Origin of the sequence: Labrys sp. WJW, from assembly GCF_001676615.1 — a bacterium.
In the GTDB taxonomy this organism is placed as follows: domain Bacteria; phylum Pseudomonadota; class Alphaproteobacteria; order Rhizobiales; family Labraceae; genus Labrys; species Labrys sedimenti.
In genome coordinates this window covers 1-21,362 of sequence record NZ_LYXZ01000025.1, presented here as the reverse complement: position 1 = coordinate 21,362, position 21,362 = coordinate 1, and the positions used below count along the sequence as shown (strand labels likewise).

26 protein-coding genes are annotated in these 21,362 nt (G+C 63.7%); 14 read left to right on the top strand and 12 right to left on the bottom strand.

Features of this window, described 5'->3' with window-relative positions; all coding sequences use genetic code 11:
- Positions 1 to 143: 143 nt before the first annotated feature.
- Positions 144 to 662: a PRC-barrel domain-containing protein gene (locus BA190_RS16870; RefSeq protein ID WP_068289844.1), complete on the top strand. Its 519-nt coding sequence runs from the start codon at positions 144 to 146 to the stop codon at positions 660 to 662.
- 182 nt (positions 663 to 844) lie between these two features.
- A complete protein-coding gene (locus tag BA190_RS16865; protein WP_068289843.1) occupies positions 845 to 1,243 on the top strand; it encodes a cupin domain-containing protein in 399 nt (132 codons plus the stop codon).
- A gap of 11 nt (positions 1,244 to 1,254) precedes the next feature.
- Here the strand turns inward: BA190_RS16865 and BA190_RS16860 are convergent, their stop codons facing one another.
- Both BA190_RS16860 and BA190_RS16855 read right to left on the bottom strand, forming a co-directional pair.
- Complete coding sequence (locus tag BA190_RS16860) at positions 1,255 to 2,400, bottom strand: AAA family ATPase (RefSeq protein ID WP_068289841.1); 1,146 nt, start codon at positions 2,398 to 2,400, stop codon at positions 1,255 to 1,257.
- Positions 2,401 to 2,614: 214 nt separating this feature from the next.
- Complete coding sequence (locus tag BA190_RS16855; protein ID WP_068289835.1) at positions 2,615 to 2,794, bottom strand: hypothetical protein; 180 nt, start codon at positions 2,792 to 2,794, stop codon at positions 2,615 to 2,617.
- 258 nt (positions 2,795 to 3,052) lie between these two features.
- On the opposite strand from BA190_RS16855, the gene BA190_RS16850 reads away from it, so the two are divergent.
- Positions 3,053 to 4,108, top strand: a complete 1,056-nt coding sequence (locus tag BA190_RS16850; RefSeq protein WP_068289832.1) for a LacI family DNA-binding transcriptional regulator — start codon at positions 3,053 to 3,055, stop codon at positions 4,106 to 4,108.
- Positions 4,109 to 4,162: 54 nt separating this feature from the next.
- Here BA190_RS16850 and rpsI read toward each other — a convergent pair whose 3' ends face one another.
- From rpsI to BA190_RS16830, 4 genes are all read right to left on the bottom strand, one after another.
- Positions 4,163 to 4,636, bottom strand: coding sequence for a 30S ribosomal protein S9 (gene rpsI / locus BA190_RS16845; protein ID WP_068289830.1), 474 nt, complete (start codon positions 4,634 to 4,636; stop codon positions 4,163 to 4,165).
- 4 nt (positions 4,637 to 4,640) lie between these two features.
- Positions 4,641 to 5,102: a 50S ribosomal protein L13 gene (rplM, locus tag BA190_RS16840; RefSeq protein WP_068289828.1), complete on the bottom strand. Its 462-nt coding sequence runs from the start codon at positions 5,100 to 5,102 to the stop codon at positions 4,641 to 4,643.
- Positions 5,103 to 5,270: 168 nt separating this feature from the next.
- Complete coding sequence (locus BA190_RS16835; protein WP_068289826.1) at positions 5,271 to 5,849, bottom strand: nitroreductase; 579 nt, start codon at positions 5,847 to 5,849, stop codon at positions 5,271 to 5,273.
- Positions 5,850 to 6,140: 291 nt separating this feature from the next.
- Positions 6,141 to 7,355, bottom strand: a complete 1,215-nt coding sequence (locus BA190_RS16830; RefSeq protein WP_068289824.1) for an MFS transporter — start codon at positions 7,353 to 7,355, stop codon at positions 6,141 to 6,143.
- Positions 7,356 to 7,463: 108 nt separating this feature from the next.
- Between BA190_RS16830 and BA190_RS16825 the strand changes: the two genes are divergently transcribed.
- Entirely contained in the window at positions 7,464 to 7,862 is a 399-nt protein-coding gene (locus BA190_RS16825; protein ID WP_068289823.1) for a helix-turn-helix transcriptional regulator, read from the top strand.
- A gap of 31 nt (positions 7,863 to 7,893) precedes the next feature.
- A complete protein-coding gene (locus tag BA190_RS16820) occupies positions 7,894 to 8,811 on the top strand; it encodes a hypothetical protein (protein WP_068289820.1) in 918 nt (305 codons plus the stop codon).
- Here the strand turns inward: BA190_RS16820 and BA190_RS36475 are convergent.
- Positions 8,778 to 9,050 (bottom strand): hypothetical protein, encoded by a 273-nt coding sequence (locus BA190_RS36475; protein ID WP_068289819.1) that lies wholly within the window; start codon positions 9,048 to 9,050, stop codon positions 8,778 to 8,780. The two genes, BA190_RS16820 and BA190_RS36475, sit on opposite strands and share 34 nt — an antisense overlap.
- Before the next feature lie 160 nt (positions 9,051 to 9,210).
- On the opposite strand from BA190_RS36475, the gene BA190_RS16810 reads away from it, so the two are divergent.
- Both BA190_RS16810 and BA190_RS16805 read left to right on the top strand, forming a co-directional pair.
- Positions 9,211 to 9,915: a L,D-transpeptidase gene (locus BA190_RS16810; protein WP_068289817.1), complete on the top strand. Its 705-nt coding sequence runs from the start codon at positions 9,211 to 9,213 to the stop codon at positions 9,913 to 9,915.
- 112 nt (positions 9,916 to 10,027) lie between these two features.
- The gene (locus BA190_RS16805) at positions 10,028 to 10,504 is read left to right on the top strand and encodes a DUF2867 domain-containing protein (RefSeq protein WP_068289814.1); all 477 of its coding nucleotides are present in this window, start codon (positions 10,028 to 10,030) and stop codon (positions 10,502 to 10,504) included.
- 16 nt (positions 10,505 to 10,520) lie between these two features.
- Here BA190_RS16805 and BA190_RS16800 read toward each other — a convergent pair whose 3' ends face one another.
- A complete protein-coding gene (locus tag BA190_RS16800) occupies positions 10,521 to 11,417 on the bottom strand; it encodes a cation diffusion facilitator family transporter (RefSeq protein ID WP_068289813.1) in 897 nt (298 codons plus the stop codon).
- A 139-nt stretch (positions 11,418 to 11,556) separates the two neighbouring features.
- Positions 11,557 to 12,159 carry a bifunctional 2-polyprenyl-6-hydroxyphenol methylase/3-demethylubiquinol 3-O-methyltransferase UbiG gene (locus BA190_RS16795; RefSeq protein WP_068289811.1) on the bottom strand — a complete coding sequence of 201 codons (603 nt, stop codon included), beginning with the start codon at positions 12,157 to 12,159 and terminating at the stop codon, positions 11,557 to 11,559.
- 110 nt (positions 12,160 to 12,269) lie between these two features.
- On the opposite strand from BA190_RS16795, the gene BA190_RS16790 reads away from it, so the two are divergent.
- The 3 genes from BA190_RS16790 (at position 12,270) to BA190_RS16780 (ending at position 14,423) form a co-directional block, all read left to right on the top strand.
- Positions 12,270 to 13,571: an MFS transporter gene (locus BA190_RS16790; RefSeq protein ID WP_082979795.1), complete on the top strand. Its 1,302-nt coding sequence runs from the start codon at positions 12,270 to 12,272 to the stop codon at positions 13,569 to 13,571.
- 80 nt (positions 13,572 to 13,651) lie between these two features.
- Entirely contained in the window at positions 13,652 to 14,098 is a 447-nt protein-coding gene (locus BA190_RS16785; protein WP_068289807.1) for an SRPBCC family protein, read from the top strand.
- The gene (locus BA190_RS16780; RefSeq protein ID WP_068289805.1) at positions 14,085 to 14,423 is read left to right on the top strand and encodes a helix-turn-helix transcriptional regulator; all 339 of its coding nucleotides are present in this window, start codon (positions 14,085 to 14,087) and stop codon (positions 14,421 to 14,423) included. The genes BA190_RS16785 and BA190_RS16780 overlap by 14 nt, the downstream gene beginning before the upstream one ends.
- Before the next feature lie 80 nt (positions 14,424 to 14,503).
- On the opposite strand, the gene hisI is transcribed toward BA190_RS16780, so the two are convergent.
- The 3 genes from hisI to folE form a co-directional block, all read right to left on the bottom strand.
- Positions 14,504 to 14,914 carry a phosphoribosyl-AMP cyclohydrolase gene (hisI, locus tag BA190_RS16775; RefSeq protein WP_068289803.1) on the bottom strand — a complete coding sequence of 137 codons (411 nt, stop codon included), beginning with the start codon at positions 14,912 to 14,914 and terminating at the stop codon, positions 14,504 to 14,506.
- A 164-nt stretch (positions 14,915 to 15,078) separates the two neighbouring features.
- A complete protein-coding gene (locus BA190_RS16770; RefSeq protein WP_245314763.1) occupies positions 15,079 to 16,710 on the bottom strand; it encodes an NADP-dependent glyceraldehyde-3-phosphate dehydrogenase in 1,632 nt (543 codons plus the stop codon).
- 148 nt (positions 16,711 to 16,858) lie between these two features.
- Positions 16,859 to 17,506 (bottom strand): GTP cyclohydrolase I FolE, encoded by a 648-nt coding sequence (gene folE, locus BA190_RS16765; protein ID WP_068289802.1) that lies wholly within the window; start codon positions 17,504 to 17,506, stop codon positions 16,859 to 16,861.
- A 144-nt stretch (positions 17,507 to 17,650) separates the two neighbouring features.
- Between folE and BA190_RS16760 the strand changes: the two genes are divergently transcribed.
- From BA190_RS16760 to thrS, 4 genes are all read left to right on the top strand, one after another.
- Positions 17,651 to 18,088 carry an iron-sulfur cluster assembly scaffold protein gene (locus BA190_RS16760; RefSeq protein WP_068289800.1) on the top strand — a complete coding sequence of 146 codons (438 nt, stop codon included), beginning with the start codon at positions 17,651 to 17,653 and terminating at the stop codon, positions 18,086 to 18,088.
- 315 nt (positions 18,089 to 18,403) lie between these two features.
- Positions 18,404 to 18,733, top strand: a complete 330-nt coding sequence (locus BA190_RS16755; protein WP_068289796.1) for a hypothetical protein — start codon at positions 18,404 to 18,406, stop codon at positions 18,731 to 18,733.
- A 22-nt stretch (positions 18,734 to 18,755) separates the two neighbouring features.
- Complete coding sequence (gene yidD / locus BA190_RS16750; RefSeq protein WP_371260332.1) at positions 18,756 to 19,076, top strand: membrane protein insertion efficiency factor YidD; 321 nt, start codon at positions 18,756 to 18,758, stop codon at positions 19,074 to 19,076.
- A 64-nt stretch (positions 19,077 to 19,140) separates the two neighbouring features.
- On the top strand, positions 19,141 to 21,093 hold the full coding sequence (gene thrS / locus BA190_RS16745) for a threonine--tRNA ligase (RefSeq protein WP_068289789.1): 1,953 nt from the start codon (positions 19,141 to 19,143) through the stop codon (positions 21,091 to 21,093).
- The last annotated feature ends 269 nt before the right edge of the window (positions 21,094 to 21,362 follow it).

Sequence of the window (21,362 nt, the reverse complement as noted above, 5' to 3'; positions counted from 1 at the left end):
TTTAAGGGCAATGCGTGACAAAGGGAATATGCCCGATGGCAATGGCTGCGGCTCCGCATCGGGGCCGTCGAAGCAGCCCGATCGGAACATCGCATCGCCAGTTTGGTTCGGTGGGGTGGAACGGCTCATCAAAGGAGGTTTCCATGATCCTGAGACAAGCCACTTGCACTCTCGCCCTCGTCACCTTGCTGGGGCTGCCCACCGCAACCTTGGCACAGCAGACTACCCCCGCGCCGACTGGTGCCGTTTCCTTCGTCACCAAGGCCGAGCCCGGCCAATACCGGGCCAGCCAGCTCGTCGGCGTGAAGATCTACAATGCCAAGGATGAGAATGTCGGCAACGTCAACGACGTGCTGGTCGACAAGAAAGGCATGGTCGTCGGCGTCGTCATCGGCGTCGGCGGCTTCCTGGGCATCGGCGAGAAGAATGTCGCCCTGCCCTACACCGCCATAACCTGGTCCGACATGGCACCGGCCCCGGCCCAGCCTGGTGCGGGCGCTCCAGCACCTGCCGGCACCCCGTCGGCAGCACCTGGCACTCCCGAGGCCCAGCCTGTCAACCAGGTGCGGGATTATCCCGCCCGCGGCATGCTGGCGATGACCAAGGAGCAGCTGGAGGCGGCGCCCGCCTTCAAATACGCCTCGGAAGCGGTGACCCAATAAGTCGCTCCCATAGTGCTGGCCGAGCTTCAGGTGATCGCGGGCTCGCTGGTTGATTCCGCGACATTGTTCCCGGCCGGACCCGCTTCTCGTCATCAGTGGCGGGAGGCGGGCTCGAATGGGCTATCGCCATGCTGCCTTCGCCGCTAAGATCCGGCCTTCTCACATCGAGCGCGAGGATCGTCATGGAAATCAAACGGAGTGGCTCGCAGCCTTCCGGACGCGGGCCTGCGGACTGGTTCACGGGGACTGTCCGCATCGATCCGCTGTTCAGCGCACCTCAGCCGGCCCGCGCCATCGGCGCCAGCGTCACCTTCGAACCCGGCGCCCGCACCGCCTGGCATACCCATCCCCTCGGCCAGACCCTGATCGTGACCGCCGGCTGCGGCCTGGTTCAGCGCGAGGGCAGCCAGATCGAGGAGATCAGGCCGGGCGACGTGGTCTGGTTCGCGCCCGGCGAGAAGCATTGGCACGGCGCCGCCAGCACCACGGCAATGACGCATATCGCCATCCAGGAGCAGCTGGACGGCAAGGCGGTCGACTGGCTCGAAAAGGTCAGCGACGAACAATATGGTGCGCGCTGAGGACCCCGCCCTCAGTCATCCTCGCCGAAATCGCCCGACAGCCGTAGGCCTTCGAGCCAGGTCTCGCCATCGCGCTTGATCACGCGGTGCGGTGGCATGCCGGAAAGGTCTTCGATGGCATCCGCCAGGACCTGCGAATGGGTCACCAGCCAGATCTGGGCCCTCTGCGAGGCGCGCGCGATCATGCCGGCGAGCGGAACCAGGAGATCGGGGTGCAGGCTGGCTTCCGGCTCATTCAGGGCAATGAAGGGCGGCAGGCGGGCCGACAGCAGCGCGCCCGCCAGCGCGAGATAGCGCAGCGTGCCGTCGGAGAGTTCGCTCGCCTCGTAGATGCGCTTGGGATTATCGGGGAATATCATGCCGAAAGAGGCCATGCGATCGGGCATGGGCACCACCAGCTGCGCGCCGGGAAAGGCCTCGGCGATACAGGTCTGCAGGGCTTCGGCATCCGCTCGGATATGGACGAGCGTGGCGAACACGGCCGCCAGATCATGGCCGTCGGAGGCCAGGGTTGGCGTCGTGACCGCATAGCAGGGCCGACGAAGCGCGGAATCGCGGTCCGTGCGCAGCCCGTGATAGAAACGCCATTCCAGGAGGGCACGCCGCACCGCGGCGATGTCGGCCAGGCGATCGGCATCGTGCAGCGTTGCGAGTGCGGTTTCCGAGGCAAGCAGGGGAACACCGAACGGTCGCCGCTTGCCGTCCTGGCCAGCAATGGTAACCACCGGTCCCTTGCGCTCCAGCACCGTCTGCTCGCGCCCGCGATGGCTGAATTTGAGGGTCTCGACCTTGACCTGGGGCTCACCGAGAAAGCCGGTGCCGAGAATGACGCCGCCGGATTGCTGCACCAGCCCTGCCTCGATCCGGTAGCGATAGCGGGCGCTCTCGCTGCTCAAGCCGACGTCGAGATGGATGCGGGCAGGTTCGTTCCTCGGGCGCGTACCGGCCCATAGCGCAGCGGCCAATCCCCCCTCCCGGGCCAGCTCATGGGCGAAGCTGCCCTGTGCCGCCGCCTGGATCAGTTGCAGCGCCCGGTAGAGATTGGTCTTGCCGGTGCCGTTGGCGCCGACGAACACGCTGAGATCACCGACCTCGAAATGGATGGAGCGCAGGGAGCGATACCCCTTGAACCAGATATCGCTGACGCTGACGGACATGGCACCGCTCCGAATCGACAAGGGTCGAGCTTGCCACGGAAGCGGTTTCGGGCGGCATCTTTCCATCGTGCAGCGAGCGGAGCCGGGTCTCGAGTTCGGAGTTCGCTTCGATGTCCCTCCACCTTCCCTGCCCATCCCGATATTCCAGCCCGGCCGTTGCCGGCTGCGGATGCCCGGCCCGAGCACTCGTGCCCCGCAGAGGAGCCCGCCTCCTTCACCGCCCCTTGCGACCGCCTCGCCCGGATGGCTTGGGTACGCGCCAGTGGCTGATCACCGTTGCCAGGGTGCTGTACCAGGCCCGGTTCGGCTGGACCGCCGGCATGGCTTCCGGCGAGACCGGCTGCTCCCAGCGCCGCCGATAGGCCGTCTTGAAGAAATAGCTCGAGGGAATCATGACGGATGCTCCGCGCGTGAATTTATTGAATCGATTCAATCAACTATGCAAAAACAACCCGCAAGCCGCGGGCAGAAAACTCTTTTACGCATGATTGAATCGATTCAAAATCTAGCGGAAAATCCACCAAGGGTCAAGCAAAATTGAATCGATCCAATGACATGCTACAGTCGGACGCATCACTTCGCCGTCCCATCGAAGGGAGCGAGCGGGGCGGCAGGCACGCCGAGCATCGCGCAAACGCAATGGGAGAAGCCTTTGGACAAGGTCATACGGCTCGCGGATGTGGCCAAGGCGGCGGGCGTGTCGCAAGGCACCGCTTCCAACGTCTTCAACCGACCGCGCCTGGTGCGACCGGAAGTGCGCGAACGCGTCGAAGCGATCGCCGCCTCGCTCGGCTATCGCGGACCCGATCCGAAGGGACGCCTGCTGCGTGCCGGCAAGGTCAACGCGCTCGGCATCGTCACGGCCGAACCCCTTTCCTATTTCTTCGAGGACCCGTTCGCCCGCCTGATGATGGCGGCGATTTCCAAGGCCTGCGACGAAAGGGGTGCCGGCATCGCCCTGGTCTCGGCCATGAACGACCAGAAACTCGCCTGGAACGTGCAGAGCGCCCTGGTGGACGGCTTCATCCTGTTCTGCATCGACGAGGGGCCGCGGCTGGTCGAGCTGACGCGCGAGCGCCAGCTGCCTTTCGTGGCCCTGCATCTGGGCACGCGCGACGAGAACATCGCGGCCATCGGCGTCGATAATTTTGCCGGAGCCAAGGCAGCAGCCGACCACCTGGCCGGCCTCGGCCATCGACGCTTCGCCATCCTGTCCATGCCCTTTGCAGACGAGCGCACCGGCCCTGCCACCATGCGGGAAGTCGATGCCGCGATCTATTCGAGTTCGCGCGACCGGGTGCTCGGCTATTTCGCCGCCCTTGCCGAACATGACATCGATACCGCCGGCGTGCCGATCTTCGAAACGCAGAACGAGGAGGCGGACGTCCTCGATGCGATGGCCCAGCTCTTTGCAACCTCTGCCCCGCCGACCGCTCTCCTGGCCATGTCGGACCGCATCGCCTTCGCCGCCCTCGAATGGCTGCAGCAGCAAGGCTTGTCGGTACCGCAGGACGTTTCGGTCATCGGCTTCGACGGCGTGCCGGAAAGCGCCTTCTCCGAACCGCCGCTCACCACCATCGCCCAGCCGATCACGGCGATGGGCCAACTCGCCGTCGAGATGATTCTCGACACGCCCGAAGAAACCGGCCGGCAGCAATTTTCGACGGAACTGGTGGTCCGCGGGTCGACGGCTCCGCCCAAGCCTTGAACAGCCAACAAAAAACCCCGCCGAAGCGGGGTTTCGAAAGTGCTGTCCGGAAGCTTAGCGCTTCGAGAACTGGAAGGAGCGGCGAGCCTTGGCGCGGCCGTACTTCTTGCGCTCGACCACGCGGCTGTCGCGGGTGAGGAAGCCTTCCTTCTTCAGAGCCGAACGCAGTTCGGGCTCGTAATAGGTCAGGGCCTTGGAGACGCCATGACGCACGGCGCCAGCCTGACCCGACAGACCACCACCGGCAACGGTGATGTTGATGTCGTACTGGTCGGTGCGGTTGGCAACGGTCAGCGGCTGCTGGATCAGCAGGCGCAGCACCGGGCGGGCGAAGTAGACGGCCAGTTCACGGCCGTTGACCGTAACCTTGCCGGCACCCGGCTTGATCCAGACGCGGGCAATGGCGTTCTTGCGCTTGCCGGTGGCATAGGCGCGGCCATGGGCGTCCAGCTTCTGGACATGCTTGGGCGCTTCGGCAGCGGCAGCAGCCTCGCCGAGAGCCTGCAGCGAATTGAGCGTATCGGCCATCGGATCAGCCCTTCACATTCTTGGCGTTCATGGCGCCGACATCGAGCGCTTCGGGCTGCTGAGCCTCGTGCGGATGCTCGGTACCCTTGTAGACGCGCAGGTTGAGCATCTGCTTGCGGCCGAGCGGGCCGCGCGGGATCATGCGTTCCACGGCCTTTTCGACGATGCGCTCGGGGAACTTGCCTTCCAGGATGAACCTGGCGCTGCGCTCCTTGATGCCGCCCGGATGGCCGGTGTGATGATAATAGACCTTCTGATTGTACTTGCGGCCGGTGAACACCACCTGCTCCGCATTGATGACAATCACGTTGTCGCCGCAATCGAGATGGGGCGTGTAGGTCGGCTTGTGCTTGCCGCGCAGGCGCATGGCAATCACGGAAGCCAGACGACCGACAACCAGACCCTTGGCGTCGATGATGACCCACTTCTTCTCGATATCGGCGGTCTTGAGCGTAAAGGTGGACATGGTGTCGCCTATGGTTGCGCTGTCGATCCGACGGTTGAAAACGACAAGGCGGCCAGACGGCCGCCGAGTTGGGGTGCTTCTACACGAGAGCCGGAAGGACGTCAACGCGATAATTCAGACAGACGCAAGAATTATCTGTTTGAAAACAATAGCTTACATATACGGTAATTAATTACCTGCATATTGCCCGTAATAGGTGACGAGATCTTCGAGTTTGGGGCGCGGCCGGTCGGGCACGGCTTCCCTGGGCGTGCCGATATGCACGAAGCCGGCGAGCTTTTCATGCGAGCCGATGCCGAGCTTGGCGAGCACCCGCTCGTCATAGGCCATCCAGCCCGTGAGCCAGCTCGCGCCGAAGCCCAGCGCATGGGCGGCAATCACGAGATTCTCGCAGACCGCTCCCGCCGACAATTCTTGCTCCCAGAGCGGGATCTTCACATGGTTGGCGGCGGTCGAGACCACGCCGATCACCAGCGGTGCCAGGGTAAAGCGCGTCGATTCCTTCTTACGGGCCGCTTCCTCCGCATCCGGGCATGCTGCCATGAAGGCATCGTAGACGACCTGCCCGGCCTTCTCGCGCGCAGCGCCCTGATAGATCACGAAGCGCCAGGGATGAAGCTTGCCGTGGTCCGGCACGCGCGTGGCGATGGCAAGCAGCGTCTCGAGCTGGGCGGCGTCCGGTCCCGGCGCCGACAACATGGCGGGGGGCACAGAGCGGCGGGTCTTCAGAAGCTCGATGGCATCCATGGCGTACATTCCCATTGCATTGCGATCCAGCGCCTATGCCGAAAATCGCAAAGCCGCGTCCAGGCGCGGCGTTGGAGCGAGGCGGCGTGTTGATCGAACGCGCCTTGCCCGAGGAGACGAACGCTCACATAAGCCCTGCCGCAGGCCTTGGGTAGGACCTCCGGCGCGATAAGCCCGAGTCCTCCCCATCTTTGCGGCCGGACGGTTGCGGGATGCGGTTAGGCAATCGCGCCTATCTGTCTGATAAGAAGGATATTGTCGTCCCTTCTCGTTCATCGGGTTGCGGCAGGGTCATTCCGCCGCATCCTGGCGGGGAATGACGCCGGTCTCCGCTCCCGCCGGCATCTCTCGCGCCGGGCGATAGGGTGTCGCCAGCAGGAAGGCGAGCGCCAGCACCTCGGTGCCCGCTCCCACCCAGCCGATGGCCTGAACCGAATAGCGCTCGACCACCACGGCACCGACAGCCGCCCCGGCCGCGGTGCCGAGATAGATGGCCGAAGCGTTCAGGGCGAGCACGACCGAGGCCAGGCGCTGGTCGATGGCAAGCAGGCGCACCTGCTGCACGGCCGGGAAAGCCCAGCCGAAAAGCCCCCACAGGATCAGCACCAGCCCTGCGCCGATCCAGCCGGCCAGCCCCGGCAGGAAGGTCGGGATCAGCGGCAGGATGCCGAAACTCACGACCAGCACCGTGAGGACGAGGGTGAGAAAGCGCCGGTGGTTCCAGCGGTCGGCCGCATGGCCGCCCAATGTATTGCCGGCGGCCCCCGCCAGGCCTGCCAGAATGAGGAAACCGGCAACCGCCTCGGGCGAGGCACCCAGTACGGTCTCGAGATAGGCTCCGATGAAGGTGTAGACGCCGAAGGCACCAGCCAGGACGACGACCGTCAGGCCGATGACTTCGAGCACGTCGGAACGGCGGGCCACGGCCAGGCGATCGGCGAGGCTCGGTGCCGGCGGCCCCGACACCGCCGGCAGCTTCAGGACGATGCCGGCCAGCACCAGCAGGCTCATGACGGCGACCATGCCGAACGTCGCCCGCCAGCCCAGATGTGCCGCGATGGCGGTGCCCAAGGGCACGCCGATCACCAGTGCCACAGTCATGCCGGTATAGATGAAGGACAGGGCCCGCCCGCGCTTGGCCGGCTCGACCGACATCGCTCCATAGGCAAAGGCGGCCGGCATGAAGGTCCCGGCCGACAGAGCCAGGACGACGCGGCTCGCCGCCAAGGTGAGAAAGCCGGTGGCGAAGGCCGCTGCCAGATTGGCGAGGCCGAACACGGCCATGGCCGTGATCAGCAGGGTACGTCTCTCCCAACGTGCCGTCGCCACCGCGATCAGGGGCGAGCCAACCGCGTAAGCGAGCGCAAAAATGGTGACGAGGTGACCGGCATGGGCGACCGGAATGCCGAGATCCTCGGCGATGCGCGGCAGGATGCCGGCAATCATCAAGCCTTCGCTGCCGATGGCGAAGGCGCCCAGTGCGAGCCAGGCCAGGGTTCGATACATGGCGAGTCCATAAGTTCAATAATTATTGAACTTATGGACTCTTCCCTCTCCCTGTCAATGAGTTCAATGACTCTTGAACCAATGGCATTCAGTCGATATGTCCTTGTCATGGCCAAGACGATCTTTCATCCGGAGACCGACCAGATCGAGTTGACGACGGTCCTCGAAGCGCTCAGCGATCCCATTCGCCGTGACATCATTCTCGGCCTCTTCGAGGATGGCGAGCAGAATTGCTCCGCCTTCAACGGCCTGAGCTCCAAGACCAACCTGACCTATCACTATGTCCGGCTGCGCGAAGCCGGCCTGACGCGCACGCGCCCCATGGGCACGCATCGCCTGATCACATTGCGCGCCGACGACATCGAATCGCGCTTCCCCGGCCTGCTCGCCGCGATCCTGGCCGCCGCCCGGGCGGAGCGCCTACAGCGCCAAGCCGAGGACTTGTCCGACGCCTTATCCTCCGCCAAGGCAGCGGGCGACCACCCCCACCGTGAAGATGGGGCTTGAAATCGCCGCCTTTCCGTGAATCGTGGCGGCCATGATTGCCAAGACTTCAATCTTCAAGACTCCGGTCCTCCTGCTGGCGGGCGCCCTGATGGCCCTGCCCGCGGCCGCGCAGACGCCGCCGGGTCCTGCAGCCGTCCCCGCAGCAGCGCCGCAGGCACCTGCCCAGGCAGCGCCCCCGGCTGCGGCGGAGGAGCCGGCCGTCACGCGCAAGGTCGAACTCTCCGCCAGTTTCGCCGAAAAAGGCGCGCCGATCACCTCGGGTCTGAAATGGCGGGTGTTCCGCCTCGGCAAGGGCGAAGCCGATGCGGTGAAGATGGCCGAATCCGACGAACCGGCTCCGGAATTCTCGTTGGCACCCGGGCGTTATGTCGTGCACGCCGCCTATGGACTCGCCGCTGCGACCAAGGAGTTCGAGGTCGACAAGGCACCCGTGCGTCAGGGCCTGGTGATCAAGGCCGGTGGTCTGCAGGTCGAGGCCTCGGTGCTCGATAAGCCCATCCCGGCCGAGCAATTGACCGCACGCGTCATGGTGATCCAGCCCACCGGCGAGCGCCGCCTCATCGCCGAGGGCGTGCCTGCCACCAGCATTCTGCGCCTGCCCGAAGGCCGCTATTTCGTCGAATGCACCTATGGCGATTCCAATGCCACCGTCTCCGCCGAAATCTCCATCGGCGCCGGCAAATTGACGGAGGCCAACTTCCACCAGATGGCGGCCACCCTGACGCTCAAGCTGGTGAGCCAGGCCGGCGGCGAGGCGATCGCCAACACGGCCTGGTCGGTGCTGACGCCGGGCGGCGACGTCATCCGCGAATCCATCGGCGCCTTTCCCTCCCTGATCCTGGCCGAGGGCAATTATACCGTGGTGGCTCGCCACGAAGGCCGGGTCTATACGCGCGAGTTCGACGTCAAGGCCGGTCATGACGGCGATGTCGAGGTGATCGCGCGCTGAGGGCGCGGCGCAAGATAATCGAACCGAATTGCTCGACCTTTGTCATTGCCGGGCTTGCCCCGGCAACCCAGCCCCTTGCGGATAAGGAAGAGAGCGAGGCCGTTGGAGGCCCGGATCACGCCAGGCATGACAAAGGTCGTGTCTTCCGTTGTCTCGCTCTGCACCCGAAGCATGGACGGGCAGCGGCCGAACAGGCGGAACACCAGCTGCCGGGCGCGATTCTGTTGCCATTCGATCACAGTTGCGTGCGCTTTTGCCGATCACGCCGTTGTGTCTCGCTTCAATGCGCAATCCTGCCGCAATGCGCCTCTATCGCCCCAATTCATTGGAGCAACCGCTCCTCAGATTTGTCGGCTGATAGTTACCATTGAAACATGGTACTGGATATTCGGGGTTGAAATGATACTGACGCGACGCATACTTCTTCTGGGTGCACCGCTTTTTCTTGCCAGTTGTGCAACGGGAGGCGGCCGAAGAAATGCCAATTTGCAGCAGGCGGCCTTTACACCTGATCCCTACTATGTCTCCCTCTACGGCGGCATCGAGGATGACCGCTTTCCCGTCCAAGCCGTGAACCTCGCCAAGGTACCGCCGAAATATTGGCGCCGCGAGGTTCCCTACGAGACCGCGGAGCAGCCCGGCACCATCGTCGTCGATCCCAACCAGCGCTTCCTCTATCTCGTCCAGGAAAATGGCAGGGCGATCCGCTACGGCGTCGGCGTCGGCAAGACCGAGGCGTTCAATTTCCAGGGCGAGGCCACCATATCCCGCAAGGCCGAATGGCCGCGCTGGACCCCGACGCCCGACATGATCCGCCGCGATCCGGAATTGAACGAGCCCTATCGCAACGGCATGCCCGGTGGCGTCGACAACCCGCTCGGTGCGCGCGCGCTCTATCTCTACCGCGACGGCCGGGACACGCTCTATCGCCTGCATGGCACCACCAATCCGGCGACCATCGGCACCAAAGTGTCCTCGGGCTGCGTCCGCCTGATGAACCAGGACATCATCGACCTCTATAATCGCGTACCGACGGGCACCAAGGTCATCGTGCTGCCCTCCGCGCCCGCGCCGGAGGAAGCCCCGCTGCCTGATATGGTCTGAACCTACGGGCGCGTGCGACATCGCAGCACGCGCCCCTCGTCCTCGGCGGCTCTATACTCTGCGGCATCGCTCCGTTCTGCCGAGACCTTGGAGCGCGTGGAGCATCGTTTCCATGAACACCGTCGCCGTCGCGCCCGACACCGGTCTTGCCAGCCTTCTTCCCGGCGCCCAGTTCGCCGACGCCTATGCGCTGGACATGGCTCCCTCAAAACTCGACGCAAGACGGGCGGCCAAACGCATCATGGCCCGCTCACCACGCTGGATCGCCACGCTTCTGGCTCTGAGGAACCTCGTCGCCGCACCCTTCGGCCTGCATACCCGGCCGCCCTCCTCGCCGGCGGGCCTGGGCGTCCTCGGCATCTTTCCCGTCCTCAGCCAGACGCCGGATCGGCTGGTCGCCGGCTTCGACGACAGCCATCTCGACTTTCGCATCGTCGTCGACATATCGCGGCGCCGCGAGCGCCAGCGCATCACGCTGACCACGCTGGTCCTTACCCACAACCGTCTCGGCCGGGCCTATCTCGCCGCCGTGCTGCCTTTTCACCGCGTGATCGTGCGCGCCATGCTGCGGCAGGTGCGCAAAGCCTGATCGCGGATCGCTTTCCTCAGGAGGCCAGCAGGACGGGCACGCCCTTATGCTTGGCCTTCTCCTCGGGCTCGACATGGATGGTCACCCGCGCGCCCTCGATCGCCTGGCGGAGCGCCAGCTCGATGCGGTCGCAGATGGCATGCGATTCGGTCACCGACATCGTGCCCTGCACCACCAGGTGGAAATCGATGAAGATGACGCTGCCGACCTGACGGGTCCTGACATCGTGTGCCTCCTGGGCGCCCTCGCTGTGGGTGGCGATGATCTTGGCGATCTGGTCGAGGATTTCCGGCGGCGCGGAGGCATCCATCAGGCTGGAGACGGAATCGCGGATCATCACCCAGCCCGACCACAGAATGTTGACGGCGACGATCGCCGCCAGGATCGGGTCCAGGATCAGCCAGCCCGTCACGGCCACGAGGGCAACACCGATCAGGACGCCGCCGGACGACCAGACATCCGTCATCACATGCCGACCGTCGGCCGCGAGGGCCGGCGAGCGCCAAGCCCGGCCCCAGCGCAGCAGCGTCAAGGCCCAGCCGAGATTGATCGCGGTCGCTACGGCATTCACCGCCAGGCCCAGCGCAGGCGCATCCAGCGGCCTGGGTGCGAGAATGCCGTCATAGGCCTTGACCAGGATAAGGATCGCCGCCAGCACGATCATCACGCCCTCGATCACGGCGGAGAAATATTCCGCCTTGTGATGCCCATAGGGATGGCCGCCATCGGCAGGCTTGGAGGCCACCCGCAAGGCGATGAAGGCGGCGCCCGCCGCAACCACGTTGATGATGCTCTCCAGCGCATCCGAATAGAGCGCGAGCGAGCCCGTCAGCCAATAGGCGCCGAATTTGAGCGCAAGGACGACGAGGCCGACGCCGGCGCTGGCAAGGGCGGCTTTCTGGGCGCGATTCATGATGGTTCCTGGTTCATGCGCAGCACCTCCGCAAAGGCCTGTGCCGATGCGAGGTCCCTACTCCCGGAAGCTGTCGTAAGGCCAGAGCAAGTAGTATAGCCTCGGCTATCGGTGCCTCATGCTCTGCGTCGGCGCCATCTCAGCGTCCAGCCTTGCGGGCCAGGACGAAGAGCCAGTCGGTCGGCTTGTTGTCATAGCCGCCGCCCTTGGCGGCCTCGATCGCGATGCTCTCCCAGGGACCGGGCCGATAGACCTGCCCGAGCCAGTCGGCCGAAGGATAATTGTAATAGCGGCCGAACTGGTCCCTGCCCTCGGCCTCGCCGGCCTTGAAGCTGGCGTGGAAGACGCCGCCGGGCTTCAAGGCTCGATGGATCCTGGCGATGATTGCGGACAGCTCAGTGCGCGGCACATGGAGCAGGCAGGCATTGGCCCAGACGCCGTCATAGATCTCGACGGCCTCAATCGCCTCGAACAGCAGCACGTCGACCGGCCGGCCGAGGCGCTGGGCGGCGGCATGCGCAATTTCCGGCGTGCCGTCAGTCGGCGTGACGTCGAAGCCGCCTGCCAGCATGTATTCGCTGTCCTGCCCAGCACCACAACCAAGTTCCAGGATGGCTCCGCCCGGAACGACATGGGACAGAAACTGATCGAGGCGCCGTTTCTGCGCCACTTGTCCCCGCTTGGTGTAGGCGCCCGCCTGTTCAGCATAGAAAGCAATCGTCACATCATCTTTGGCAGACATTTGCGTTTCCTGTTTCACTTCCAGGGCTCGGGCGCGATAACGTCAATGTTTCGGCCTTCCGCCGAATCAGGTCTCTCGCGATATTTCACAATTAATAGACGGAAAATAACATGGCAGGAAACGCTGAAGCCAGCTCTGCTGGGGGCTCCGGTACCCAAGCGGTGCCGGGTGGAATCGGCCGCATCGTCCTGGCGAGCCTGGTCGGCACCACGATCGAGTTCTACGATTTCTACATTTACGGCACCGCTGCGGCGCTGGTGATCGGGCAGACCTTCTTCCCGTCGACGGCGCCCGGTTCGCAGGCCCTCAACGCCTTCCTCACCTTCGGCATCGCCTTTCTTGCCCGCCCGATCGGCTCGATCCTGTTCGGCCACTTCGGCGATCGCATCGGCCGCAAATCGACGCTGGTCACCTCCATGCTGGTGATGGGCCTGTCGACCACGCTGATCGGCGCGCTGCCAACCTATGAGCAGGCCGGCTTCCTGGCGCCGCTGCTGCTGTGCATCCTGCGTTTCGGCCAGGGCATCGGCCTTGGCGGCGAATGGGGTGGCGCGGCGCTGCTTGCGACCGAGAACGCCCCGCAGGGGCGGCGCTCTTGGTTCGGCATGTTCCCCCAGCTTGGGCCGCCGATCGGTTTCTTCATGGCCAATGGCCTTTTCCTCCTGCTCTTGATGTTCCTCAGCGAGGCAAGCTTCCTCTCCTGGGGCTGGCGCATCCCCTTCCTGATCAGCGCGGCACTGGTGGCCATCGGCCTCTATCTCAGGGTTTCCATCACCGAAACGCCGGAATTCCGCGAAGCCATGGCCCGCAACGAGCGCGTCGAGGTGCCGCTGCTCGAGGTGCTCCGGGACCATTGGGTCCCCCTGATCCAAGGTTCCCTCGCCATCGTGGTGTGCTACGCCCTGTTCTATATCTCCACCGTCTTCGCCCTGGGCTACGGCGTCAATGCGCTGCATATCGCACGCGGCGACTTCCTCGGCCTGCTCTGCATTGCCGTCGTCTTCATGGCGATCGCTACCCCGATCTCCGCTGCCCTGTCCGACCGTTTCGGCGCCCGCCCGGTGCTGCTGATCTCGAGCGCACTGGCGGCGGCTTCGGGCTTCTGCCTGCCCCTCCTGCTCGGCAGCGGCAACAGCTTCGAGGTCCTCGCCTTCCTGTCGCTGTCGCTCGCCCTGATGGGGCTGACCTTCGCGCCGCTCGGCGCCCTGCTGCCCGACCTGTTCCCCACCAGGGTGCGCTACACCGGCGCCTCCAGCGCCTATAATCTCGGCGGCATCCTGGGCGCCTCGCTCGCGCCCTATCTGGCACAGATCCTGCTGCAGAACGGCGGCCTGCCCTGGGTGGGCTATTATGTCAGTGCGGCGGCGATCATCAGCTTCCTGGCGGTACTCAGCATGAAACGGACCGGCTGATATATCGGCACGTTAAGCAACCAAAAGGTTGCACAACATGAAGCGATCTGGCATAAATGCGCAACCAGGAGGTTGCAATTATGTCAGATCGTATCGAAAAGACCATCGCGCTGAACGCTTCCATCGACCGTGTGTGGCGTGCCCTGACCGATCACGAGGAATTCGGCACGTGGTTCCGGGTCAAGCTGGACGGACCTTTCGTGCCCGGCCAGATCTCGCGCGGCCACATCACCTATCCAGGCTATGAGCATGTCGCCTGGGAGGCCAAGGTCGTCAGCATGGACAAGCCCCGCCTGTTCTCCTTCACCTGGCATCCCTACGCCGTCGATCCGGATGTCGACTATTCGAAAGAAAAGCCGACTTTGGTTGAATTTCATCTACGGCCGGAAGGGGCAGGGACGCATCTCAGCGTGATCGAGTCCGGGTTCGACGCCATTCCGACCCACCGCCGGGCCGAAGCCTTCCGCATGAACGATGGCGGCTGGGCGGAGCAAGTGAGAAACATCAAAACCCATGTCGAGACTTGATATCGCCCCACCGCCCCAAGACCATGCGGCGACCTTTGCCGCGCTGGGAGACCCGACCCGGCTGTCCTTGCTTGGCCGGCTCAGCGGCGGGCAGGCGCAATCGATCGCCAAATTGTCGACCGACACGCGCCTGACGCGCCAGGCCATCACCAAGCATCTGCATGTCCTGGAAGGGGCGGGACTGGTCTCCAGCCTTCGTGTCGGGCGCGAGACCCAGTTTGCCTATCGCCCGGAACCGATCGAGGCCGCGCGCTCCTATCTCGACGAAGTCTCCGCGCAGTGGGATGCCGCCTTCGCCCGCCTCAAGGCTTTCGTGGAGAAGTGAACGGAGGATGTGTACCCTGCTGGGAAGACACTTCCTGGGACCGCCCAACTTCGATTGGTCAGTCTTCTTGCAGGCTGGCACTATTCCGCCATCACCAGCCGTGCCGGCCCGCCATCCTCGCTCTTGACCACGCGGTAGAAGCAGGAATGGCGGCCGGTGTGGCAACAGCCGCCATCGCCGCCGACCTCGACGCGCATGACCAGGGCGTCCTGGTCGCAATCGGTGCGCAGTTCCACCACACGCTGCAACTGCCCCGAGGTCTCGCCCTTGCGCCAGAGTGCCTGGCGCGAGCGCGACCAGTACCAGGCTTCGCCGGTCTCCAGCGTGCGGGCCAGGGATTGCGCGTTCATATGCGCGACCATCAGCACCTCGCCATGTTCGGCGCCGAGCGTCACCACCGTGATCAGGCCGTCACGATCGAATTTCGGCGTGAAGACGAGGCCTTCCTCCAGGGAGGCTTTGTCGCCGGGCGCGGGGAACGAGGTCGTCATGCTGATACTCGCGGAACGGATGACAGGATTTGCACGGGCTTAGGAAACGTTGAGGGATAAATGCACTGCTTCCAGACTATCATCCCCTTCCCTCGCCCTCTCTCGCTTCGCTCAAGATCGGCTCAGCCCGGGGATGACAGCAGCACTTATTTATCGGCGCTTCCCTAGAAGATGAAGTCCGTATGGATGAATTTCGACTTGTGGCTGCGGGTGATCTCGTCGAGCAGCTTCTTGCTGGGCTCGGTCTGCTTGGCGGCGATCATGGAACGGATTGAGAAGGAGCGCAGCGCATCGGTGACCGAGAGTGTCCCCTCGGCCGAATCCTTGCGGCCGGTGAAGGGGAAGACATCCGGTCCGCGCTGGCACTGGCAGTTGATGTTGACCCGGCAGACCTGGTTCACCAGCGGATCCACCAGGGTGCCGATGTCATCGGCGCTGGTGGAAAAGATGCTGACCTGCTGGCCGTGCTCGGAGGTGATGACATAGTCGAGCGCCGTCTCGATGTCGTCGAAGGGCATCACCGGCACGATCGGCCCGAACTGCTCCTCGCGATAGAGCTTCATGCCTTCGGCGACCGGATAGACCACGGCCGGCCGGAACAGCGTCTCGACCTCGTCCCCTCCGCCTTCATTGACCACCCTGGCGCCCTTGGCCACGGCATCCTCGACACAGGCCGCCATATAGTCCGTCTTGGCCCTGTCGGGCAGCGGCGTGATGCTGACGCCCTTGTCCCAGGGCATGCCGATCTTGAGCTTGGCAAGCTCCTCGGTGAAGCGTTCCAGGAAGCGATCGACGATGGAGCGGTGGACGATCAGCATCTTCAGCGCGGTGCAGCGCTGGCCGTTGAAGGATAGCGCACCGGCGAGGCATTCCTTCACGGCCAGTTCCAGATCGGCATCGGCCAGGACGATGGCGGCATTCTTGGCATCGAGCCCGAGAATGGCGCGCAGCCGGTTGGTCTTGGGATGCAACTTCTTGAGATGGTCCGCAACCTTGCTGGAGCCGATCAGGGTGAGCGCGTTCACCTTCCCCGATTCCAGCAGATGCGGCACGATTTCCGCCCCCTTGCCATAGACGAAATTGATCACGCCGGGCGGGAAGGCGCTCCGGAACGCCTCCAGCAGCGGTTCGAACAGCAGGACGCCGAAGCGCGGCGGCTTGAACACCAGGGTGTTGCCCATGATCAGGGCCGGGATCAGCGTGGCGAAGGTCTCGTTCAAGGGATAATTATAGGGACCCATGCAGAGCACGACGCCGAGAGGCGTGCGGCGGATCTGGCCGATGGTGCCCTCAACGATCTGGAAGCGCGAATTCTCATTGTCGAGATTGCGCACGGCATCGACGGTGGCGCGCATATAGTCGACGGTGCGGTCGAACTCCTTCTCGGCATCCGGCAGCGACTTGGCGATCTCCCACATGATCAGCCGCACGATCTCGCTGCGACGCGCCACCATCTGGCGGATGAAATCGAGCATGCAGGTAATGCGATCGGCGACCCGCATCGTCGGCCAGGCGCCGCGGCCATTGTCATAGGCGCCGACCGCGGCGGCCAGCGCGGCATCTGCCTCCGGGATGCCGCCGACCGGAATCGAGCCGAGCGTGACCGGCAGCAACCGCCCTTCCCCATCGCGCAGGTGAATGGGCGAGATCACGCTCTGCCTCTCGCCGGTCCATGCCTGCAACTGGCCGTTCACCAGCACGCGATCCTGATGGATCTCGCCCGGAAGACGGAACTCGGCAGGAATATCCTCGGCTTCCGGGAACAGCGTTTTGAGCTCAGTCGATTGCAGCATCATCGGTACTCCTTCGAGACATGGCTGCCCCACCCCGTGCACGATCCATGCCACACGCGCTCCAGCGTGCAGCACGACTCATAAAGGGAATAAGACGCTCGGACGCCGAACGAAACCGCTCGTGACGAGCAGCCCCGCTGCCGGGTGTCGCTCAGCGTGCCTTGTAGGCGCGCTGTACCAAGCTCAGGAAGTGCATCTGCTGCTGTGGTTCGGACTTGAAGATGCCGGTGAAGCCAGTCGTCACCGTCGAAACGCCCTGCTTCTGGATGCCGCGCATGGCCATGCACATATGCTCGGCTTCCAGCATCACGGCCAGTCCTCGCGGCTTGAGGCGTTCCTCGATGGCCTGGGTGACGTTGGCGGTGAGATGCTCCTGCGTCTGCAGGCGCCGGGCATAGATCTCCACCACGCGCGCCAGCTTGGACAGGCCGACGACGCCACCGCTCGGGTAATAGGCAATATGGGCGTGGCCCAGGATCGGCACGATGTGGTGTTCGCAATGGGAGTAGAAGGGAATGTCGCGCACCAGCACCATGTCGTCATAGCCGCCGACTTCCTCGAAGATGGTGTCGAGTTCTTCGCCGGCGTCGTGCTCGTAGCCCTTGAACATCTCGCGCCAGGCCTTGACCACCCGCTTGGGCGTATCGACCAGCCCTTCGCGATCCGGATCGTCGCCGGCCCACTGGATCAGCGTCCGCACGGCGGCTTCGGCTTCCTTGCGCGTCGGGCGAGGCAGCGGGGCATGGACCGTGTCATCACGTTCCAACTTGGCCGCAGGCTTATCCACCAGTGCATCCATCAAAAGCTACTCCCACCGTCAAGACAGATCGTCAAAATCCGCCTTGCGGCCTTAGATCATACCGGCCTGGAGAACACCCCTCCCCAACCGACCCATTCATGCCTATATAGTTGAGAACGAAGCGCATACAATCAAGCGTCCCCCATGCTCGACGACGTCTATAATAAACGTATCCTCGAATTGGCAGCCAATATTCCGCGTATCGGCCATCTGCCGCGCGCAGATGCCGCAGCCACGGCCCATTCCAAACTGTGCGGCTCCACCGTCTCGGTGGAGCTGGCGGTTGAGGACGGCAAGGTCTCCGATTTCGCCCATATCGTAAAGGCCTGTGCCCTCGGACAGGCCTCCTCCTCCATCATGGCCCGCAACATCATCGGTGCCAGCGCAGATGAATTGCGCGCGGCGCGCGAGACCATGCGTCGCATGCTCAAGGAAAACGGTCCGCCTCCCGAGGGCCGTTTTGCCGAAGCTGCGGTGCTGGAACCGGTGCGCGACTTCAAGGCCCGTCACGCCTCCACTTTGCTCACTTTCGATGCAGTGGTCTCCGCTTTCGACAGCATCGAGGCGAAGGCTGCGGAGTAGGCTGGTCCTTCCAGCGCGTTTCCTGGGATCGCAGGCTTCCAGCCTGCTCTTGGGAACGCTTTGTCCGCTGGAGAGGAAGATGCAGGCTGGAAGCCAGCGATCCCAGGAAACACACGGCCTCTTGCGCATTGTAACGGAAAAGCCCCATTCTGCCCTTGAACTTGCCGGTTTTTCCGGAAATGAGCATCTCGTTTCGAGCGTTTTGTGATTTAGCGACATCATCAAGAATCGCAAAGACGCGCCGGAACGAGAAGTTTGAGTCAATTGCCGTTCACGCTTGAACGCGCTTTGCTCTAGGTAAGGACGGGGGCGCCCATGTTGAAACTGATCCTGCGGCGAAACGTCAAGTCGGGGCTGATCGGCGGCAAGAAGTTCGAAGTTCATAGCCGTATCGAGACGGACAAGGATCTTGTCGCCTTGTTCAAGGGGTATCCTGATGAACTGGTGCTCGCCTATAAATCCATCTGGGCGGATCGCAGCCTTTCCCTCAAGCGCAGCGAATTCCTGCGCGGAACCAAGTTCACCGTCACCTCACTCAACGAACTCATCGAGCTCGAAGAAAGGCTGCAATCGGCCTTCGACCAGGTCCGGCGCATGATCGAGATCGTCGAGACCCTCCAGACCGACATCGCACTCGAACTTTGACGCCGGTCCCATCCGGAGGGCCTTGCACCTGTCGCCTCTCGCCACGACCTGGCCGCGCACCGCCGCCCGTCTCCTCATCCGCACCTATCAGGTCACGCTTTCGGCCCTGATCGGGCGGCAATGCCGCTATTTTCCGAGCTGCTCGGAATTTGCCGACGAGGCGATCGAACGCCATGGCCTGTGGGCAGGCGGCTGGATGGGCCTGGCCCGGATCTGCCGCTGCCATCCCTGGGGTGGATCGGGCATCGATCCCGTGCCGGAACGATTGCCCGCCGACACCAGCTGGTATAGACCGTGGCGCTATGGCCGCCGGCGGCCTTTTACCTGCGACGAGGGGCAGTAGCCTCTCCTCTATCACCTGAAATCGCTTACCTGCTTGGTTGGCAGGAGTGAGCCTGGAGAAAACTATGCCTGTTTTGACTTTTCCCGATGGCAATCAGCGTTCCTACGAGGCCGGCGTGACCGGCAAGGCGGTTGCCGAGGGCATCTCCAAATCCCTCGCCAAGAAGTCCATCGCCATGAAGCTCGACGGGGTCCTGACCGACCTCGCCGAGGAGATCGGCAGCGATGCCCGCATCGAGATCGTCACCCGCGAGAGCCCGGAAGCCCTGGAGCTGATCCGCCATGATGCCGCGCATGTCATGGCTGAGGCCGTGCAGTCGCTCTGGCCCGATACCCAGGTCACCATCGGCCCGGTGATCGAGAACGGCTTCTATTACGATTTCCATCGAGCCGAGCCCTTCTCTTCGGAAGACTTCCCGAAGATCGAGGCGAAGATGCGCGAGATCATCGCGCGCAACGCCCCTTTCACCCGCGAGATCTGGAGCCGTGACAAGGCCAAGCAGGTGTTCGCCGACAAGGGCGAGAAGTTCAAGGTCGAGCTGGTGGAAGCCATCCCCGCCGACCAGGACCTGAAGATCTATTACCAGGACAACTGGTTCGATCTCTGCCGTGGCCCGCATATGGTCTCGACCGGCCAGATCGGTACCGCCTTCAAGCTGATGAAGGTGGCCGGCGCCTATTGGCGCGGCGACTCGAACAACCCGATGCTGACCCGCATCTACGCCACCGCCTGGCGCAACCAGGAGGAACTGGACGCCTATCTCAAGCAGATCGAGGAAGCCGAAAAGCGCGACCATCGCCGCCTGGGCCGGGAGATGGACCTGTTCCACTTCCAGGAGGAAGGCCCCGGCGTGGTGTTCTGGCACGGCAAGGGCTGGACGATCTTCCAGGAGCTGATCGCCTATATGCGCCGGCGCCTGAAGGCCGACTACAAGGAGGTCAATGCCCCGCAGCTGCTCGACAAGCATCTGTGGGAGATCTCCGGCCATTGGGGCTGGTACCGCGAGAACATGTTCATGGCCAAATCGGCCGGCGAGGACACGGATGACGACCGCATCTTCGCGATCAAGCCGATGAACTGCCCGGGCCACCTGCAGATCTTCAAGCACGGCCTGAAGTCCTATCGCGACCTGCCGATGCGCCTGGCCGAGTTCGGCGCCGTGCATCGCTATGAGCCCTCGGGCGCCCTGCACGGGTTGATGCGTGTGCGCGGCTTCACCCAGGACGATGCCCACATCTTCTGCACCGACGAGCAGATGGCGGCCGAATGCCTGAAGATCAACGATCTCATCCTGTCGACCTATGCCGATTTCGGCTTCGACGAGATCGTGGTCAAGCTCTCGACCCGGCCGGAGAAGCGCGTCGGTTCCGACGAGCTCTGGGACCGTGCCGAAGAGGTGATGATGCGGGTGCTCGAACAGATCGAGGAGCAGTCCGGCGGGCGTATCAAGACCGGCATCAATCCGGGCGAAGGCGCCTTCTACGGGCCGAAGTTCGAATACACCCTCAAGGACGCCATCGGCCGTGACTGGCAGTGCGGCACCACGCAGGTCGACTTTAATCTGCCGGAACGCTTCGGTGCCTTCTTCGTGGATTCGGACGGCGAGAAGAAGACTCCGGTGATGATCCATCGTGCCATCTGCGGTTCGATGGAGCGTTTCCTCGGCATCCTGATCGAGAACCATGCCGGGCATTTCCCGCTCTGGCTGGCGCCCGAGCAGGTGATGGTGTGCACGATCACCTCGGATGCCGACGATTATGCCCAGGAGGTCGTCGCGGCCCTCAGGGCTGCGGGTCTGCGCGCCGAAATCGATCTGCGCAACGAGAAGATCAACTACAAGGTCCGCGAGCATTCGCTCGCCAAGACCCCGGTCATCTTCGCCCTCGGCAAGAAGGAAGGCGCGGAACGCACCGTCTCGATCCGCCGCCTCGGCTCCCAGGCCCAGTCGGTGCTGCCGCTCGACGAGGCGATCGCCGAACTCACCAAGGAAGCGACCCCTCCGGACCTGCGCCGCTAGATCGGCAAACGCCTTCCTGCACCATGGCGGCTCGACCTTTGTCATTGCCGGGCTTGACCCGGCAATCCAGTCTTACCTCACCGACCTGGTTGCCAAGGTTCTGGATGCCCGGGTCAAGCCCGGGCATGACAAAGGTCGGCACTTCCATCCGACGGTTTAGGTAGCTGATCGTTCTAGAGCATCGCGCCGAAAAGTGGGTGCCGGTTTTCGGCAAAAGAGATGCGACAACAAGAACTTACAGCATCGAGTCTGATTCACAGATCAGGCTC

Coding starts and splice junctions, on each gene's coding strand:
- BA190_RS16870 (WP_068289844.1), top strand. CDS start 144: ATGATCCTGAGACAAGCCACTTGCACTCTCGCCCTCGTCACCTTGCTG.
- BA190_RS16865 (WP_068289843.1), top strand. CDS start 845: ATGGAAATCAAACGGAGTGGCTCGCAGCCTTCCGGACGCGGGCCTGCG.
- BA190_RS16860 (WP_068289841.1), bottom strand. CDS start 2,400: ATGTCCGTCAGCGTCAGCGATATCTGGTTCAAGGGGTATCGCTCCCTG.
- BA190_RS16855 (WP_068289835.1), bottom strand. CDS start 2,794: ATGATTCCCTCGAGCTATTTCTTCAAGACGGCCTATCGGCGGCGCTGG.
- rpsI (WP_068289830.1), bottom strand. CDS start 4,636: ATGGCCGATACGCTCAATTCGCTGCAGGCTCTCGGCGAGGCTGCTGCC.
- rplM (WP_068289828.1), bottom strand. CDS start 5,102: ATGTCCACCTTTACGCTCAAGACCGCCGATATCGAGAAGAAGTGGGTC.
- BA190_RS16835 (WP_068289826.1), bottom strand. CDS start 5,849: ATGGATGCCATCGAGCTTCTGAAGACCCGCCGCTCTGTGCCCCCCGCC.
- BA190_RS16830 (WP_068289824.1), bottom strand. CDS start 7,355: ATGTATCGAACCCTGGCCTGGCTCGCACTGGGCGCCTTCGCCATCGGC.
- BA190_RS16825 (WP_068289823.1), top strand. CDS start 7,464: ATGGCCAAGACGATCTTTCATCCGGAGACCGACCAGATCGAGTTGACG.
- BA190_RS16820 (WP_068289820.1), top strand. CDS start 7,894: ATGATTGCCAAGACTTCAATCTTCAAGACTCCGGTCCTCCTGCTGGCG.
- BA190_RS16810 (WP_068289817.1), top strand. CDS start 9,211: ATGATACTGACGCGACGCATACTTCTTCTGGGTGCACCGCTTTTTCTT.
- BA190_RS16805 (WP_068289814.1), top strand. CDS start 10,028: ATGAACACCGTCGCCGTCGCGCCCGACACCGGTCTTGCCAGCCTTCTT.
- BA190_RS16800 (WP_068289813.1), bottom strand. CDS start 11,417: ATGAATCGCGCCCAGAAAGCCGCCCTTGCCAGCGCCGGCGTCGGCCTC.
- BA190_RS16795 (WP_068289811.1), bottom strand. CDS start 12,159: ATGTCTGCCAAAGATGATGTGACGATTGCTTTCTATGCTGAACAGGCG.
- BA190_RS16790 (WP_082979795.1), top strand. CDS start 12,270: ATGGCAGGAAACGCTGAAGCCAGCTCTGCTGGGGGCTCCGGTACCCAA.
- BA190_RS16785 (WP_068289807.1), top strand. CDS start 13,652: ATGTCAGATCGTATCGAAAAGACCATCGCGCTGAACGCTTCCATCGAC.
- BA190_RS16780 (WP_068289805.1), top strand. CDS start 14,085: ATGTCGAGACTTGATATCGCCCCACCGCCCCAAGACCATGCGGCGACC.
- hisI (WP_068289803.1), bottom strand. CDS start 14,914: ATGACGACCTCGTTCCCCGCGCCCGGCGACAAAGCCTCCCTGGAGGAA.
- BA190_RS16770 (WP_245314763.1), bottom strand. CDS start 16,710: ATGATGCTGCAATCGACTGAGCTCAAAACGCTGTTCCCGGAAGCCGAG.
- folE (WP_068289802.1), bottom strand. CDS start 17,506: ATGGATGCACTGGTGGATAAGCCTGCGGCCAAGTTGGAACGTGATGAC.
- BA190_RS16760 (WP_068289800.1), top strand. CDS start 17,651: ATGCTCGACGACGTCTATAATAAACGTATCCTCGAATTGGCAGCCAAT.
- BA190_RS16755 (WP_068289796.1), top strand. CDS start 18,404: ATGTTGAAACTGATCCTGCGGCGAAACGTCAAGTCGGGGCTGATCGGC.
- thrS (WP_068289789.1), top strand. CDS start 19,141: ATGCCTGTTTTGACTTTTCCCGATGGCAATCAGCGTTCCTACGAGGCC.